The sequence below is a fragment of the Roseateles sp. P5_E8 genome, from assembly GCF_054177665.1.
This window is the reverse complement of record NZ_JBGCUM010000096.1, coordinates 1-17,338: the sequence shown is the minus strand read 5'-3', so window position 1 is coordinate 17,338 and position 17,338 is coordinate 1. Positions and strand designations below refer to the sequence as shown.

The 17,338-nt window shown below is 71.1% G+C and carries 9 protein-coding genes; all 9 read left to right on the top strand.

The features are described 5' to 3' along the window. Nucleotides 1–1,815 (top strand): secretin and TonB N-terminal domain-containing protein (locus tag ACXRVZ_RS26845; protein ID WP_458233063.1); only part of this gene is annotated, 1,815 nt, incomplete at its 5' end. Continuing rightward, complete coding sequence (locus tag ACXRVZ_RS26840; protein WP_457427860.1) at nt 1,799–2,278, top strand: type II secretion system protein; 480 nt, start codon at nt 1,799–1,801, stop codon at nt 2,276–2,278. The genes ACXRVZ_RS26845 and ACXRVZ_RS26840, both read left to right, overlap by 17 nt. After that, a complete protein-coding gene (locus tag ACXRVZ_RS26835; RefSeq protein WP_457427862.1) occupies nt 2,278–2,658 on the top strand; it encodes a type II secretion system protein in 381 nt (126 codons plus the stop codon). The genes ACXRVZ_RS26840 and ACXRVZ_RS26835 overlap by 1 nt, the downstream gene beginning before the upstream one ends. A 31-nt stretch (nt 2,659–2,689) precedes the next feature. Continuing rightward, on the top strand, nt 2,690–3,160 hold the full coding sequence (locus ACXRVZ_RS26830; protein ID WP_457427864.1) for a type II secretion system protein: 471 nt from the start codon (nt 2,690–2,692) through the stop codon (nt 3,158–3,160). A 131-nt stretch (nt 3,161–3,291) separates the two neighbouring features. Continuing rightward, nucleotides 3,292–4,134 (top strand): response regulator transcription factor, encoded by an 843-nt coding sequence (locus tag ACXRVZ_RS26825; protein ID WP_457427866.1) that lies wholly within the window; start codon nt 3,292–3,294, stop codon nt 4,132–4,134. Nucleotides 4,135–4,403: 269 nt separating this feature from the next. Further along, nucleotides 4,404–5,141, top strand: coding sequence for a PEP-CTERM sorting domain-containing protein (locus ACXRVZ_RS26820; protein WP_457427868.1), 738 nt, complete (start codon nt 4,404–4,406; stop codon nt 5,139–5,141). Nucleotides 5,142–5,253: 112 nt separating this feature from the next. Next, nucleotides 5,254–7,899 carry a PEP-CTERM sorting domain-containing protein gene (locus tag ACXRVZ_RS26815; RefSeq protein ID WP_458233062.1) on the top strand — a complete coding sequence of 882 codons (2,646 nt, stop codon included), beginning with the start codon at nt 5,254–5,256 and terminating at the stop codon, nt 7,897–7,899. A 196-nt stretch (nt 7,900–8,095) separates the two neighbouring features. Continuing rightward, nucleotides 8,096–9,637, top strand: coding sequence for a ShlB/FhaC/HecB family hemolysin secretion/activation protein (locus tag ACXRVZ_RS26810; protein WP_458233061.1), 1,542 nt, complete (start codon nt 8,096–8,098; stop codon nt 9,635–9,637). A gap of 8 nt (nt 9,638–9,645) precedes the next feature. Then, nucleotides 9,646–17,338, top strand: a 7,693-nt coding sequence (locus ACXRVZ_RS26805; RefSeq protein ID WP_458233060.1) for a two-partner secretion domain-containing protein, incomplete at its 3' end; no start/stop codon positions are given.

The following is a 17,338-nucleotide window of genomic DNA, read 5'->3' as shown; positions in this document are numbered from 1 at the left end:
CACCAGGCCCGCCTGGCCCAGGCCTCGCGCCAGTTGCAGGCCGGCCAGCTGGACGCCGCGCGCGACGCCGTCACGCGCGTGCTGGCCGAGGATGCCGGCCAGCCCACGGCACTGGCCTTGAAGCAGAAGCTGCGCCAGCGCTATGCGCCGCCGCCGGTGCCGTCCACGCTGGCGGCGGCCTACCAGAAACCGGTCAGCCTGGAGTTCCGCGACGCACCGCTGCGCACCGTCTTTGAAGCCTTGGGCCGCGGCGCGGGCGTGAACTTCGTCGTCGACAAGGACGTCAAGGGCGACGCGCGCGTCAGCCTCTATCTGAAGGACGTCAGCGTCGACGAGGCCATGCGCATCGTCCTCAGCACGCAGCAGCTGGAACGCAAGCTGCTGAACGACAACTCGGTGCTGATCTACCCCAACACGCAGCAGAAACAGCGCGAGCACCAGGAGCTGGTCACGCGCAGCTTCTACCTGAACAACGCCGACGTGAAGCAGGCCCAGGCGCTGGTGCGCATGATGGCCAAGACGCGCGACCTGTTCGTGGACGAGCGCCTGAACCTGCTGGTGGCGCGCGACACGCCCGAGGTCATCGCGATGATCGAGCAGCTCGTCGCCGGCCTGGACCTGCCCGAGCCCGAGGTCATGCTGGACGTGGAGGTGCTGGAGCTGGCGACCGACCGCACCACCGAGGCCGGCCTGAACTGGGCGACCGACGCCACCTACGGCAGCGCGGATGTGGCGAGCATGGTGCCCTGGGCCACGCGCGGCAGCTTTCGCACGCTGGTGGCCAACCCGGTGGTGGCCGCGCGGCTCAAGGCCTCGACGGGCGCAAGCAACCTGCTGGCCAACCCCAAGCTGCGCGCCCGCAACAGGGAGAAGGCCAAGATCCAGATCGGCGACAAGGTGCCGGTGTTCACCAGCACCTCGACGGCCAACGTGGGCGTGTCGACGGCGGTCACCTACATCGACGTCGGCCTGAAGCTGGAAGTGGAACCCACCGTGCAACTGGACAACGAGGTCATCATGAAGGTGAGCCTGGAGGTCAGCAGCCTCGGGCTGAAGGAAAGCTCGGGCGGCCCGCAGCCCACCAGCGCCTATCGCATCGGCTCGCGCACGGCCAGCACGTCCCTGCGGCTGCGCGACGGCGAGACGCAGGTGCTGGCCGGTCTCATCAACGACGAGGACCGCAAGAACATCAGCGGCGTGCCCTACGCATCCGAGGCGCCGCTGCTGGGCCGCCTGTTCGGCGTGCACACCGACAGCCGCAAAAAGACCGAGATCGTGCTGCTGATCACGCCGCATGTGCTGCGCAACCTCAGCCTGCCGGAGGCGAGTCAGAGCATCCTGGCTTCAGGCTTTGATGCCAACCCGGGGGCTGAGGGCGTGAGGCTGCGTTCGCGCGGCAGCGTGGCGGCGCCGCTGGCGGGTGAGGCTTTGGCCGAGGCCACAACGGCAGCAGCAACCGCACCGACCGCACGCAAGGGCGAAGCGGTCGTGGAGCTGCAGACCAGCGGCAATGCTGCGGTCGGCGAGACGATGTCGGTGGGCCTCACGAACACGGCGGCCGTGGCCGTGTCCGGCACGCTGACCTACGACGTCTCGCTGTTCACGCGCGCCGACGCCAGTGGCGCCGAGGCCAGCAGCGGCAGCGTCGACATCGAGCTGGCGCCGCAAGCCCAGAAGGTCATCGTGCTGCGCGCGCGGCCAGGCGCGGCGGGGCAGTCAGGCGTCATCGAGTTCGTCAACGCCAAGGCCACCAGCCCCAAGGGCGAGGCGCTGGCCGTGCGCGTGGAAGGCGAGTCCCATGTTGAGGTCCGCTGATCGAGGCTTCACGCTGATCGAGATGCTGGCGGTGGTCACCATCGTCGGCATCCTGGCGGCCGCCGCCCAGCCGCTGGCCCAGTGGGTGCACAAGCGCCAGCGCGAGGCCGAGCTGCGCCAGGCCCTGCGCACGCTGCGCGGCGGGCTGGACGCCTACTGGCAGGCCGCCCGCGAAGGACGCATCACGCTGAAGGCCGACGACAGCGGCTATCCGTCCGACCTCGACAGCCTGGTGCGCGGCGTGCCCGACGCCAGGGACCCGGCGGGCAAGCGCCGCATTTACCTCCTGCGCAGCCTGCCGCGCGACCCGCTGGCCGACGCGAGCCTGCCCGCCGCCCAGACCTGGGCCCTGCGCAGCTACGACAGCCCTCCCGAGTCGCCGGCGGCCGGGCGGGACGTGTTCGACGTGCATTCGCGCTCCGAAGGCGTCGCCATTGACGGCTCGCGCTACCGGGACTGGTGATGAAGAGCGTCAGGGGCTTCACCCTCATCGAACTCATCGTGGTGATGGCCATCGTGGCCTTATTGGCCGGCATCGCCGCGCCGCGCTACTTCGCCTCGGTGGACCGCGCCAAGGCCAACACGCTGCGGTCGTCGCTGGCCGTCATGCGCGACGCGCTGGACAAGTACGCCGCCGACAAGGGCCGCTACCCCGACTCGCTGGAACAGCTCGCCCAGGACCGCTACCTGCGCCAGGTGCCCGAGGACCCACTGACCGGCAGCACGCAGAGCTGGGTCACGCTGCCACCGCCCGCCAACGCCGACCTGCCCGGCCAGGTGGCCGATGTGCGCAGCGGCGCGGCCGGCCGCGCGCCGGACGGGAGGCTGTATGCGGATTGGTGACCGTTCAACTCAGGGCGGTTTCACCTATCTGTTGCTGCTCTTCGTTCTGGCGCTCGGTGGCGTGGCGCTGGCCGCCCTGGGCGAACGCGAGCAGACCCGCCAGCAGCGCGAGCGCGAGGCCGAGCTGCGCTTTCGCGGCGAGGCCATCGCCGCCGCACTGGGCCGCTATGCCGAGGCCACGCCGACGGGCCACTTGCCGCTGCCGCAGCGCCTGGACGACCTGCTCACCGACCGCCGCTTCCCCAAGCCGCAGCGCCACCTGCGCCAGCTCTACGCCGACCCCTTCACCGGCCACCCCGACTGGGAGCCGATGCTGGGCCAGGCGGCCGTGGCCCCGGACAAGGAAGGCGCCGCCAGCGCACTGGCCACCCCGGCAACGGGCATCGTCGGCGTGCGCAGCCGCTCGGCCCGCCGCCTGTTCGCCACAGCTCGCGGCGGCGCGACGGCCCATGACTGGGTCTTTGCGGCGCCGGCCATAAGCCCTTTGACGCCCCCCGAATGAGCCGTTCGGCTCATGCCTTGGTCAAGCCTTCAACGCACCGTCACGCCCCGTTTCTAAAGTTTCCCTTCTGTGAGTTCGTTGCGAAGTTTTGTGACGCGCCCTCCCGTTCCGCGACGCTGAACCCGCTGCCCATGACTACAAACGACAACACGGCCGCACCCACCCCCAACCACGACCCCGTCGAGGCCATCGTCCGCGCGGCCGAATCCGCGCTGACGGTGCGCCGCCGCTACCAGTTCTTCGTCTGGACGCAGAGCTACCTCAGCCGCCTCATCCCGCACCAGCTCGTCGTCTGCGGCAGCTATGACCGGGCTTCGCGCGACCTGCTCTTCGACGTCTTCAACAGCGTCAGCCTGGCGCCTGCGCTGATGGACGCCCTCGGCGACGCGCGCAGCCTGCTGATGCAGCACTGGCAGGCCTGCTGGCTGGAGGCACGTGGCAAGCCCGCCGTCATCACGACGGCCGACCTACCCTTGGCGTCCCTCGGCCCCGTGCGCGACGCGCTGCTGGCGGCGCAGTTCCCGGCGGTGCTCGTGCACGGCGTGTCGCGCCCGCAGCGGCCGCAGGAGATCGAAAGCTTCTTCATCTTCGCGGCGCAGGACGGCGCGGCCCTGACCGCGCTGGCAGACCGGCTGGAACTGCTGCTGCCCCACATCCATGGCGCCTGGCAGCGTGTGCAGGCGGTGGAGCGCGACGTGGCAGGTGCCGGCACACCGCAGCCGCCCAGCATCCGCGTCGGCGGCGTGACGCAACGCGAGCGCGAAATCCTCAGCTGGCTGCGCGAGGGCAAGAGCAACCAGCAGATTGCCGAAGAGCTGGGCATCAGCGCACTGACCGTGAAGAACCACGTGCAGAAGATCCTGCGCAAGCTCAACGCCGCCAACCGCGCCCAGGCCGTGGCCCAGGCCATGTCGCTGCAACTGCTGGAACGCGTCGCCACGCCGCCGATCGGACGGGTGCGGCTGCTGCCTTAGTCGCCCGTCCAAACGGCTCACGGGTTTGCGCGTAGTCCATTCGGACTGCGAACGAAATCACGAACCGGTGCGCATGTCACCTGAGCCCACAAGAATGCCGATTGAAACGATCTTTCGGATCACTGCTCTTTGAACGCGGGTCACCCTGACCCAGGCGCCCAAGGCCACCGCCGATTGCACGACGCAATCCAGCGGAGGCAGCCAGGCGTGACGGACTGCGGCCATGTCGGCTGCTGGGCCCATCACCACTGACTAACGGAGTTAATCCCATGAAGTTCAAGACCCTTGCCCTGGCCGCCTTGGCTGCCGTTGCCGCTCCTTCGTTCGCTGCCGTCCAGATCGGTGGCGACATCGGCCAGGCCGAGTACGTGTTCGTCGCCACCAACGCCGCCGGTTCCTACTTTCAGGACCTCGGCGCCTCGACCGGCTTCATCGAAACCAACTGGGGCCACACGTTCAGCCAGGCCGTTGCCGGCACCGAGTGGAACAAGTTCATTGCCTTCGGCGGCAGCAACACGCAGTGGGCCATCATTGCCGCCCAGCCGCTTGACGTCGGCTTCAACCCGGGTGAAATCAACGCCTGGACGACCCGCAACGTCAACCAAGCCCTGGGCGTGATCCAGAACAGCCAGTCCAACGACGGCACCAACAACCTGGCCGTTGCTTTCCAGGTTGCCGACAACAAGGCCAGCCCGAAGACGGCCAACAACAGCCTCGCTGCTGCCTTCGGCACGTCTGCCTATTTCGACAATGGCCTGACCTCGTTCAACAGCTTCTTCAACGCCCGCAACGTCGTTGGCGGCCAGCAAGTTCAGATGATCTATCTGACCCCGTCGAACGACACGAGCGACCTGCCCTCGCAGTTCCAAGTGCTGAACAGCACCGCGTCCTTCAACGGCTCCACCGTGACCATCACGACCGCCGTTCCGGAACCCAGCAGCTACGCGATGCTGGCTGCCGGCCTGGCTGCCGTCGGCTTCGTCGCGCGCCGCCGCAAGTCGGCCTGATTGGCCTGCCGGGCTCCTCGCCCGGCCTCAACTGCCCACCGCCAGCCTGTCCCTGACCAGGGCTAGAGCTGGCGGAGCTCTGCCCGACCGCCTTCACCAGAAAGCACCCACCATGAAGCTCCGCTCCTCCCTGATCGCCCTGGCCTGCCTCGCCTCCTTCGGCGCCGCTCACGCCCTGACCCCGACCGAAGTCGCCGCCGCCCGCGCCGACGGTTCCCTGAAGGAAGTGCGCCTGACCGGCGCCTCCGCGCTGCGCCTGCTGGTCGGCGCCTACATCCAGGCCGACCTGGCCGACCCGACCACCTTCGACGTGTTCTTCGACTCGGCCACCGGTGCCAACCACCGCGCCTATTCGTTCAAGACCAAGATCGCCATCGGCGCCTGGCCCGTTGGCACACCGGTGCTGATCACCAAGCGTGACGCCGGCGGCTCGGCCCAGGGCGTGACGCCGCTGGTGAACGCCGACGCGACCCAGACCCACATCCTCGTCGACGCCAGCTGCACCACCGCCGTCGGCGGCGTGTCGCCCGCGACCGACATCCAGAAGGCGGGCTTCATCTGCGCCGGCACGACGCCTGCGCTGGCCCATGCCGGTTTCTCCGACGTCGAGCCCGCCCTGCTGCAAGCCGTCATCAACGGCGGCACTGGCCTGGACACGTCGATCCTCGACGCTGCCGGCTTCGTGCAGAACATCTTCGCCATCGGCGTGAACAAGAAGCTGTACCTGGCACTGCAAAAGGCCCAGGGCCTGGTGGCCGCCAGCGCAACGGTCATCGACGAGTCCGCCGCCGCCCAGCCCAGCATCCCCAAGACCTTCATCGCCGGCGCACTGACCGGCCAGTTGCTGGGCAGCTCGTCCACCAAGAAGGGCTGGAACCTGCTGATCCCCGCCTCGGTCGACAGCAACATCAACAACAAGCGCATCAACGTCTGCCGTCGTACACCGGGTTCGGGCACGCAAGCCGCTTCCAACCTGTACTTCGCCAACAACCCCTGCGGCGGCGCGACCAACCAGTTCACGCCGACGGCCGGCACGACCAACGCGACGCTGGCGGTGACCGGCTCGCTGACCACGCTGCAGAACAGCAGCACCGGCGCGGTGGAAACCTGCCTGGGCAACGTCGAAGCGCTGGCCGACAGCACCGGCGGCGGCTACGCCTTCGGCGTGCTGGGTCGTGAGAACAACCCGCAAGCCCTCGTCAACGGCGTGCCCTCGGAGAAGGGCTATCGCTACGTCAAGCTGAGCGGTTCCACCCCGACCCGCGCCGGGCTGATCGCCGGCGATTACGACTTCGCCGTCGAAGCGTCGATGCAATGGCCGAAGGCCGAAGCCACCAACGCGCCGGCCGCCGATGTGCTGGCCCTGCTGAGCAAGCTGCGCAGTGAACTGGGCAAGGCCTCCATCCTGCAAGGCCTCGACGCCGACCTGCACCAAGTAAGTCCCGTGGCCTGCGGTCGCMATCAGGCGGCCGCATGTCGCGGCGCACGGGGAGCTTTTACGCCCCCGGTGCGCCTTCTCGAAAGAGCCCTCCGCCATGTGCAAGCCCCTCTGCTGGACATGGCCGATTGCTCTCAGGGATTCGAAACCCCTGCCTTCACCCCCTCGCCCGCCATGAACACTGCCCGCCTGACCCTTGCCCTCCTCTCGACGTCCCTGGCCCTGGCCTGGCAGGGTGCGCATGCCGATATCACCATCGGCGACGCGACGAGCACAAGCACTGCCGCAGGCAGCAACCTGCCTGAACTGGTGCTGATGGTCTGGGACCCGGTCGCCAAGGTTTCCTACAGCCGGGACCTCGGTGTCTTCGCCTACGCCGACCACTACGCCGAGGGCAACACCAGCAAGAACCTCTACGTGTACGGCCAGCAGGACGCCGGCTACCAAAAGCTGTGGGCACCGCTGAACACCGACCCGCTGTTCCAGCAGTTCCTGACCCAGTCGGGCAACGTCGCCAACCAGATCTGGGGCGTGATGGGCGTGCAGACCAATGCCGATCTGGGCGGCATGGCGGGCTCCGACAGCGCGTTCTTCACGCTGAACGCCGGCAGCCAGGCCTCGGGCACGCGCAATGCCAACTACTCGTCGCTGGTGGGAACGGACGCGAACGGCAACCCGATCGGCGCGGGCGCCATCTTCAACAACAGCGAGCTGGTGAATTCCGTCGGCAACTTCACGACCTATGCGGGCAACCTGAACAACGCCGTCGGCAACCTCGCCAACAACACGCATCAATGCGTGAGTACGCCGTCTCGCTGCGCTGGCGCCAATGCCGGGATCGTCGATGGCTCCAGCTTCGACACGCTCACATCCAGCGGCTACGCAGGCGTGCTGCTGCAGGCCAGCGGCGCGCTCGTCTCCAACGGGCACGGCAACATCATGAACCCGGTGGGCAAGTCGTCCTGGTTCTACAGCGTCACGACGGGCAGCGACGTCTCCGACGGCGTGCTGGCCGTCGATGAATTCGACAACCTCGGCCACGACGCCTACTGGGGCCTGGGCGTGGCCACCAATGGCGACTACATCCTCAGCTACACGATGGAAGCGCAGCTGACCCAAGCGCAGACCGCCGCCGGCTCGCTGCTGCGCCTGCGCACCGACTTCGCGGCCAGCTATGGCGACAGCCGCCTGATCAGCGTTCCGGGCGACACGCTCGACCTGGGCGGCAATGTCACCGCCGTTCCCGAACCCTCCACCTGGGGCCTGATGGGCCTGGGCCTGGCCGTGCTGGCCAGCCGCGCACGCCGCCGAAACGCCTGAATGCGACGCGGCCGCGCGCCGCATTTTGCGCCCGCTTCGCGGCTACCTTTTTCACGACCGTTTCACCCGCGCTCGGGACACTGAATTCATGGATGCCGGATCAATGCGCGCCCCTTCGTGGGCGCGCTGCTTCTTCTTGCTTGCTACTGCCTTGGCGCTCTGCGCCGGCGGCTTGGCGGCGCACGCGCAATCTGCTTTGCGCTTCGACATCCTCGAGTTCGAGATAGAAGGCAACACCCGCCTGAGCGCCATGCAGGTGGAGGCCGCCGTCATGCCCTTCATGGGCGAGGGCCGCGACATGGCCGCCATCGAGAGCGCCCGCGCCGCGCTGGAGAAGGCCTACCAGGGCGCCGGCTACCTGACCGTGTTCGTCGACGTGCCCGAGCAGCGCATCGACGGCGGCGTGGTGCGCCTGGCCGTGCTGGAAGGCCGCGTCGACAAGCTCTTCGTGACCGGCTCGCGCTACTTCGACCAGGGCCGCATCCGCGCCGTCGCCACCGAACTTGCCGAAGGCAAGGTGCCCAACTTCAACGTCGTGCAGCAGCAGGTCGCGGCGCTGTCGCAGACCGCAGAACGCCGTGTGCAGCCGGTGCTGCGCCCGGGCCGCGAGCCGGGCACGGTGGAGGCCGAGCTCAAGGTCAACGACAAGCTGCCGCTGGGCGGCAGCGTCGAGGTCAACAACGCCGCAGCGGCGGGCACCGAGGCGTTGCGTGCGGCCGTCAACCTGCACTACGACAACCTCTTCCAGCGCGACCACTCGCTGTCGCTGACGGCACTGACCGCCCCCATGCGGCCCAGCCAGTCGCAGGTGCTGGTGCTGAACTATCTCGTGCCCCTCGGCGATGGTGATTCCCTGAGCTTCAGCGCTGTCAACTCCAGCAGCGACATCGACAGCCTGGGCGGCACGCGCGTGCTGGGCAAGGGCACGACGCTGGGCCTGCGCTATGGCGTCAACCGCGTCGGCAGCAATGCCGCCCACGGCTTGTCGCTGGGCTTTGATGTCAAGGATCTGACCGAGGACGTACAGACCAGCGCCGGCACGCTCGGCTCGCCGCTGCGCTATGCGCCACTGCAAGCCGCCTACAACGGCAGCTGGTGGGGCGATTGGGGCCAGCAGCAGCTCAATGCCAGCGCCACTTTCGGCCTGCGCCCCGTGTGGCGGCAGACGCGTGCGGACTGCCAGCTCGCCGACGGCAGCTTCGGCGTAGCCGACCAGTTCGCCTGCAAGCGCCGTGGCGCGGATGGCGGCTTCACGACGATGAAGCTGGACTGGCGCGGCAGTCGCCGTGTCGGCCCCACCGAATGGGCGCTGCGCATCGCCGGCCAGATCGCCAGCCAGCCGCTGGTCAGCGCCGAGCAGTTCTCGGTGGGCGGCGCCGACTCGGTGCGCGGCTACGCCGAGGGCTCGGCGTCGGCCGACTACGGCGTGCTGGCCTCACTGGAGTTGCGCAGCCGCAACCTGGCGCCGGCGCTGCTGGACACATTCAAGGACGCCAACCTGCCGCTCTTCACGGAACTCGTCGTCTTGGCCTTCAGCGACGTTGCCCGCGTCGCGCTCATCGAGCCCGAGCCCGGCCAGCCGCATCGCAGCACGCTGCTGGGCACGGGCGTGGGTGTGCGCCTCGGCATCCAGCCCGGCCTGAGCCTGGCGCTGGACTGGGCGCGCCGCCACCGCGATGTTGCCGGCCGCAGCCTGCCCACCGAGCGCGTGCATGTGCGTGCCGCGCTGCGTTTCTAGAGCCGACCATGACCACCGCTTCCCAACGCTGGATGCTCCGCCCACTCGTGGCGGCGCTGGCAGCCTCGCTGCCGCTGTACGCACTGGCCCAGTCGCGCGTGACCGCCCCGCCCCCGCCGCCGGCCAAGACCGTGCCGGTGCCGGCCGCGGGCTGGCGCGTCTACGGCAGCGGTATGGCCGCGCCCGTGAACACCGGCAACAGCCGCGGCGGCGTGGACATGACGATCGGCCAAACCAGCCAGCGCGCCATCTACAACTGGCAGAGCTTCGACATCGCCGCCGACAGCGCGGTCATCTTCGACATGGCGGTGGCGGGGTCGAGTGCGCTCAACCGCATAGCCAGCGTCAGCCCCAGCCTGATCTTCGGCCAGCTCAAGGCCACCAACGGCGGCGAGATCCTGCTCTACAACCGCAACGGCATCCTGTTCGGCAAGGATGCGCGCGTGGACGTGGGCGCACTGCTGGCGACGACGCTGGCGCCCAAGGATGCCGACTACGCCAACGGCTTCGTCAGCAACATCACCGGCGCCAGCTCGGCCCTGCGCTACGACGGCGCGGCGGCGGACTATGTCGACGCGAAGAACTTCATCCGCGTCGAGTCCGGCGCCGAGATCAAGACCGGAGAAGGCGGCCGCATCCAGCTCTACGCCAAGCGCGTCGAGAACGCCGGCACGCTGACCGCACCGGGGGGCCAGGTCGTGCTGGGCGGCGGCGCCGAGGTCTTCTACAAGCTGCCCACCGCCGAGCCGCTCTACGCCTCCGAGGCCAACCCCAATGTGCCGGCCCTGCGCGGCCTGCTCGTGGAAGTGGGCCGGGGCGACCTGGCCAGCGGCGCCGGCTCGGTGGACAACAGCGGCAGCATCAGCGTGCCGCGCGGCAACGCCACGCTGGTGGGCCTGGCCGTCAACCAGGCCGGCCGCATCAGCGCGACGACCAGCGTGTCGCAGAACGGCTCCATCCTGCTGCTGGCCCAGGGCGACGCAGGCCAGACGAGTGTCGACACCGGCGCCGTGCTGCCCACCTCCGACCCCGCTTACAAGCGCGCCGTGCGCAGCGGCACGCTGACGCTGGCTGCCGGCAGCAGCACCGAGATCACGCCCGACAACCTGGGCGCCGACGGCAAGCCGCTGACCAGCGACGACAACGCCAGCTTCACGCGCTCGCGCCTGCACCTGGGCGGCGCCGTCATCGACGTGCAGGGCCGCATCACCGCCCCCGGCGCCAGGGCCGAGGTCCGCGCACTGGACCGGCCCGACTACAACGCCGACCTCGTCACCGGCACGCCGCTGAACGCCAACGCCGGCCGCCTGCTGCTGGCCAGCACGGCCAGCATCGACCTCGCTGGCACGACCGACACCACCGTCAGCGCCGCGCGCAACTTCGTCACCACCGAACTGCTGGGCAGCAACGACCTGAAGGACGCGCCGCTGCAGAAGGACGGCCTGCTCTACCGCAACAAGGTCACGCTGGACATCCGCCAGGCCTCGCCCATCCTGGGCGACCTGGCCAACTACCGCGCCGGCCTGCAGCGCAGCGCCAGCGAGCGGCTGGCCGGCGGCGGCAGCCTGCGCCTCATCGCTGGCGAAGCGGTGGTCGCGCAAGCCGGCTCCAGCCTCAGCGTGAACGGCGGCCGGGTCACCTACACCGACGCCTTCGTCTCGCCCACCCAGCTCTACAGCAGCGCGGGCACGGCCTACACGCTCAACACCGCGCCCAAGGACCTGGTCTACACGGCCATCACCAACGCCGGCACCGCCAAGGCCCGCTACGACCGCTGGGGGCCGATGGTCAGCTACGGCAGCGCCAGCCCCGCGCAGTTGGCGACCGGCTACGTGGACGGCCAGGCCGGCGGCAGCCTCACGCTGATCGCGCCCACCGTCTCGCTGGCCGGCCAGTTGCAGGGTGGCACCGTGCTCGGCACACGCCAGCGCCTGGGCCAGGACGCACTGGCCGCCGCCAGCCARCTCGTCATCGGCGCGCTGGTGCACAACGCAGCCTTCGGCACGGGCAGCTATGCCGGCGCGGTGCTGAAGCGCTTCGAGCTGAGCGAAGACGGACCCGCAGCCGACGGCGCCGGCCTGTCGCTGCAGGCGCTGCGCGGCTCGGGCTTCGGCTCGGTCAGCATCACCGCCGTCGGCGATGTGCGGCTGGGCGGCGACGTCGTGCTGCCCGCCCTCGGCACGTTGCGCCTGCAATCCGAGCGCGGCAGCGTCGACGTGGCAGGGTCGGTGCGCGCCACCGGCGGCCAGATCACGCTGCGCAGTCTCAGCGGCGACGTGGCGGTGGCCGAGCGCGTGCAGCTGGACGTGTCCGGTGCGTGGATCAACACCGCACTCGACCCACTGCTGAACAACTCCGCGCCCACCGCCGCCATCAAGGGCGGCAACCTCAGCCTGCAAGCCGGTGGCGACCTGGGCCTGGCCGCCGGCAGCGTGCTGGACGTCTCCGGCGGCGCCCTCGTCGCTGGCAACCAGACCCTCACCGGCGGCGCCGCCGGCATCCTCACGCTGGCCGCCGGCCCTGCCGCGCTGACCGCGGGTCCGGCGCACAGCCTCGGTCTCGGCGCCGAGCTGCGCGGCTGGTCACTGACCCAGGGCGGCAGCCTCAGCCTGAGCGCGCCGGCCCTGCGCTTCGGCGCTGGCACCGTAGCCGACCCGGCTGGCACGCTGCGCCTGGGCGCGGACTTCCTGAACGGTGGCGGCTTCCAGAGCCTGGCCTTCGAGGGCCGCGAGTCTCTCGTCGTCGAGGCCGGCACCACGCTGGCACCGCGCCTGCAGCTCTGGCAGGCCACGGTCGCCAGCCGTCTGGAAGCCAGCGGCAGCACGCGTTGGCGCACCACGCTGAGCCTGGCCGCACCGCTGCTGGGCTATGCCCGGCCGGTCAACCTCAGCCTGTCCTCCAGCGGCTACAGCGCCGGCACGCCGCAAGGCCAGCTCGGCATCGCTGCGGGCGCCACCATCTCGCTGGACCCGACCGCCCGCCTGGCGCTGACGGCCCGCAACCGGTTGGCGCTGGGCGGCAGCCTCCTGGCACCCGGCGGCCAGGTCAGCCTGGCGCTGAGCACCAGCGAAGGCGATGCCAACCAGGCGCGCTACCTGTGGCTGGGCAGCAGCGCTCGCATTGACGTGGCCGGCCTGCGCCAGCTGCTGCCCGGCAGCGACGGCCTGCTCACCGGCCGCGTGCTGGCCGGCGGCAGCGTCAGCCTGGATGCCGGCGTCACCAGCGGTGCGGCCAGTTCGGCCTACGGCAGCAGCCTGGTCGTCCAGCGCGGCGCGGTCATCGACATGGACGGCGGCGCCGGCCTGCTGGACGTGCGCGAGCGCGCCGACGGCGGCGACCGCGTGACGCGCCAACTCGTCGGCAGCTCGGCCGGCGCGCTGTCGGTACGGGCCAACGGCGCCCTGCTGCTGGAGGGCGAGCTGCAGGCCCACGCCGGCACGGCCGACCAGAGCGGCGGCCGGCTGCAGCTGCGGCTGGAGGCCGGCTATGCCGATGCCAACGCGCTGCCGCCCGTGCAGAGCCTGGTGCTGGCGGCGGCCGACGGCCAGCTGACAGGCGCCCTYAGCCCTGACCAGCTCGGCCGTGCCGCCAACGTGAACTACACGGCCCGCGTGGACGCGCCCTGGATCACGCGCTCCGGCGTGGCCGAGCTGGTGCTCAGCGCGCGCGAGCGCATCGCGGTGGAGGGCGGCGTCGCGCTGGACCTCGGCCGTGCGATCACCCTCGACAGCCAGGCGCTGGCGGTGAGCCCGCAGGCCGGCGCGGTCACGGCGCGGCTGGCGGCCCCGCTGCTGAGCTGGGCCAACACCCAGACCGTCGTCACGCAGGGCAACACCCTCGTGCGCGCAGCGGCTGCGGCCAGCGCGGGCACGGGCACGGGCACGGGCACGGGCCAGCTCACGCTGCAGGCCGGCGAGCGGCTGGACGTCAGCGGCCAGGTCGTCAGCCAGGGCCTGGCCCAGCTCAGGCTCGAAAGCCGGGGCGACCTGCTGCTGCAGTCGCCCAATGCCGGCGTGGCCGGCCGCCTGTCGACCGAGGCTGACCTCACGCTGAGTGCCCGCCAGGTCTACCCGGCCACCGACACCGCCTTCGTCATCGACGCGCCCGACCGCGCCGTCACCATCAGCCAGCCGACCGGCACCGCACCCGACCTGCCCTGGAGCGCCGGCGGCCGGCTCGCTGTGCAGGCCAAGACCATCGTGCAAGGCGGCCGCCTGCGCGCGCCGGAAGGCAGCCTCACGCTCAAGGCCAGCGAGTCCGTGCAACTGCTGGACGGCAGCGAGACCTCGGTCAACGCCGACGGCCGCAGCTTCCTGTTCGGCAGCTGGAACGGCGAGCGCTGGCAGGCACCTGGCAGCGCGGCGGGCGCCATCAGCAGCGCGGCTGCAGCCAAGGCCGTGGTGCTGGACGCGCCCAGCGTCAGCATCGCGTCCGGCGCCCGCGTCGACCTCAGCGGCGGTGGCCAGTTGCTGGGCTGGCAGTTCGTCGCCGGCCCCGGAGGCTCGACCGACATCTTCAGCGCCGCCGACGGCAGCTACGCCATCGTGCCCGGTGTGCAGAGCACGGGCGCCGCCGACAACTCGCTGCCGGGCCTGCCGGCAGTGGGCCGCCAGATCAATTTCGGCACCGGCACCGGCATCGGCCTAAGGCTGGCCGACGGCACCGTGCTGCGCGGCAGCTACACGCTGCTGCCCGCACGCTTTGCGCTGCTGCCCGGCGCGCTGCTGGTGCGCCCCGCCAGCGGCAGCGCGCTGGCGCAAGGCCATGCCGTCAAACGCGACGACGGCACGCTGCTCGTCGGCGCCCGGCTGGGCCAGGCCGGCAGCACGATGCTGGACGCGCTGAGCAGCAACTGGCAAGTCCTGACCCCGGCGCAGGCGCAGCGCTACAGCGAGATCCGCCTGGCCGGCGCCGATGCCTTCTTCGGCGCGCTGGCCCAGCGCAACGACAGCGCCACGCCGGCACTGAACCGCGATGCCGGTGCGCTGGTCGTCACCGCAGCCCAAGCCGACATCCGGGGCGCGCTGCGCCTGGCCGCCGGCAAGGACGGGCGCGGCGGCAGCGCCTATTTCGGCGCTGAGGCCATCACGGTCGGCAGCGGCACCGGCACCGGCGGCGGCCTGCAGCTGGACGCCCAGCAGCTCAATGCGCTCGGTGCGGCCCAACTCGTGCTGGGCGCCGTGCCCGCCAACCTGCAGCAGCCCGGCAGCCTGGACGTGCGCGCCAGGACGCTGAACATCGAGGCCGGCCAGAGCCTGGCCGCGCCCACGCTGCTGCTCGCGGCCCGCGAGATGCTGGACATCGGCAGCGGCGCCAACCTCAAGGCGACGAGCGGCACGACGGCCGCCAGCGCCTGGACGCTGAATGGCGACGGCGCTGCCGTGCTGCTGAGCTCCAATGCCGGCGGCTCGCTGCAGCGCCAGGGCGCCACGCTGGCCAGCGGCAAGCTGGTGCTGCGCGACGGCGCCTCTCTGCAATCGACGAACGGCCGCGTGCAGCTGGATGCCACGGCCCAGGCGACCATCGCCGACAACGTCGCGCTGAACGCCAGCGCCCTCGCCCTGGGCGTGCCGCGCCTGCAACTGGGCGGCAGCCAGCCGCTGGCCGACAACAGCCTGCTGCTCGGCCAGGGGCTGCTGGGCCAGCTGGGCAGCGCCACCGAGCTGCTGCTGCGCAGCTATGCCGCTGTGGACCTCGTCGGCGCCGTGGACTTCGGCCGGGCCGGCCTCGGCCGCCTGACGCTGGACACGCCCGCGCTGCGGGCCGCCACGGCCGACGACCGCGCGCGCATCAGCGCCCAGTCCCTGGTGTTGACCAACAGCACCGGCCGCAGCGCAGCCACCGCCGCCACGGCTTTGACTGCGAACGGCCAGATCACACTGACCAGCGCCAACACGTTGCAGGTCGGCCCGGGCAGCCAGGCCTGGCAGGCCGCGCAGACCGCGCTCGTCGCCCCCAACGGCGTGGTGCTGGCCGGCAGCAGCCAGATCACCGCGACTGGCGACGTCAGCGCCACCACCAGCGCCGTCCACGCCCGTGCCGGCGGCAGCGCGCCGGCCAGCAGCCAGTGGACCGTGCAGGGCGATCTGGCACTGCTCAACACCGCCACTACCACCACCCCGGCCGCACGCGGCGCCGCTGCCCAGCTGGCGCTGACGGCCCGGTCCATCGCCATCGCGACCGACATCAGCCTGCCCGCCGGCCAACTGGCCCTGACCGCCACGGGCGACATCGACATCAACGCCGGCCAGCTCAGCGTTGCCGGCCGCAGCGACAGCATCACCAGCGCCGGCCAGACCCTGACCGCCGACCTCGCCGCCGGCAGCCTCACGGCCATCAGCCGCACGGGGAGCCTGGTGCTGGCCTCGGCAGCCCGGCTCGACGTCTCGGGTGCCGGCAACGGCGACGCCGGCCGCCTGAGCCTGAGCGCGCCGCAGGGCCAATTGACGCTGGCCGGCGAACTGCGCGCCGGGGTCGCCAACGCCGCCGTCACCTCTGCCAGCCTCAGCCTGGACAGCCGCGACGCGGTCAACCTCGCCGATCTGTCCGCCGCCATAGCCCATGCCGGCAACCGTGCCTTCGAGCAACAGATTGCCGTGCGCAACCGCAGCGGCGACCAGACCCTGGCCAGCGGCTCACGCCTGAGCGCGCAGTCGCTGCAACTCGGCAGCGATGCCGGCAGCCTGACCATCGCCGGCGAACTCGTCGCCCTGCCGTCCAGCGCGGGCGGCGGCCAGATCCAGCTCAACGCCGGCCAGGACATCGTCATCGCCGACGGCGCCCAATTGATCGCCCGCAGCGCAGGCAGCGGCAATGATCTGGACGCACCGAGCATCGCGCTGAACAGCAGCAGCGGCTGGCTGAGGCTGCAAGGCGGCAGCCTCGACCTGGGCGGCGGCGAGCTGTCGCTGCGCGCGTTGCGCAAGGACCAGGACGTGCAGATCGCGCCGCTGCAAAGCCGGTTGCAGCAGGTCGGCAGCATCGACATCGAGGCCGTCAAGGTCTATGACGGCGTGGACGAACTGGTGGGCGGGCTGGTGCCGGCCCCGGCTCCCGCGCCGGCCCCCACCCCGGCACCGGCACCGGCACCTACGCCCAGCCCGTCGCCGAGCCCGGCGCCCAGTCCCGCACCAAATCCGTCTCCGTCTCCGTCTCCGTCTCCGTCGCCGGCGCCGGCACCCGCGCCGGCACCGACGCCCTCGCCCGGCCCCACGCCGTCCGACGGCAACGGTCCATCGACCGGCAACACCCAGCCCCCGGCGCCACCGCTGCCGCCCGCGCCCGGCCCCGCACCCACGCCCCCGTCAAGCGGCAATGGCCCCTCCACCGGCAATACCCAGCCGCCATCGCCGCCGCTGACGCCCGGGCCCGGACCGGCACCGGCACCCACGCCGGCCCCGACGCCGACGCCCGCGCCGGTGCCAGCTCCCGCACCGGAACCGGCTCCCGCTCCCGCTCCCGCTCCCGCTCCCGCTCCCGCTCCCGCGCCAGCGCCAGCGCCAGCCCCGACACCTGCGCCCGTGCCTGCACCTGTGCCTGCCCCTACACCGGCGCCGACACCGACCGGCGGCCCGTCGGCAGGCAACGGGCCGTCCACCGGCAACACCCAGCCGCCGACGCCACCGGGCTCGACCAGCCCGGCGCCAGCGCCAACGCCGAGTCCGTCGCCCGCACCCGCACCCAGCCCGACCCCAGCACCTG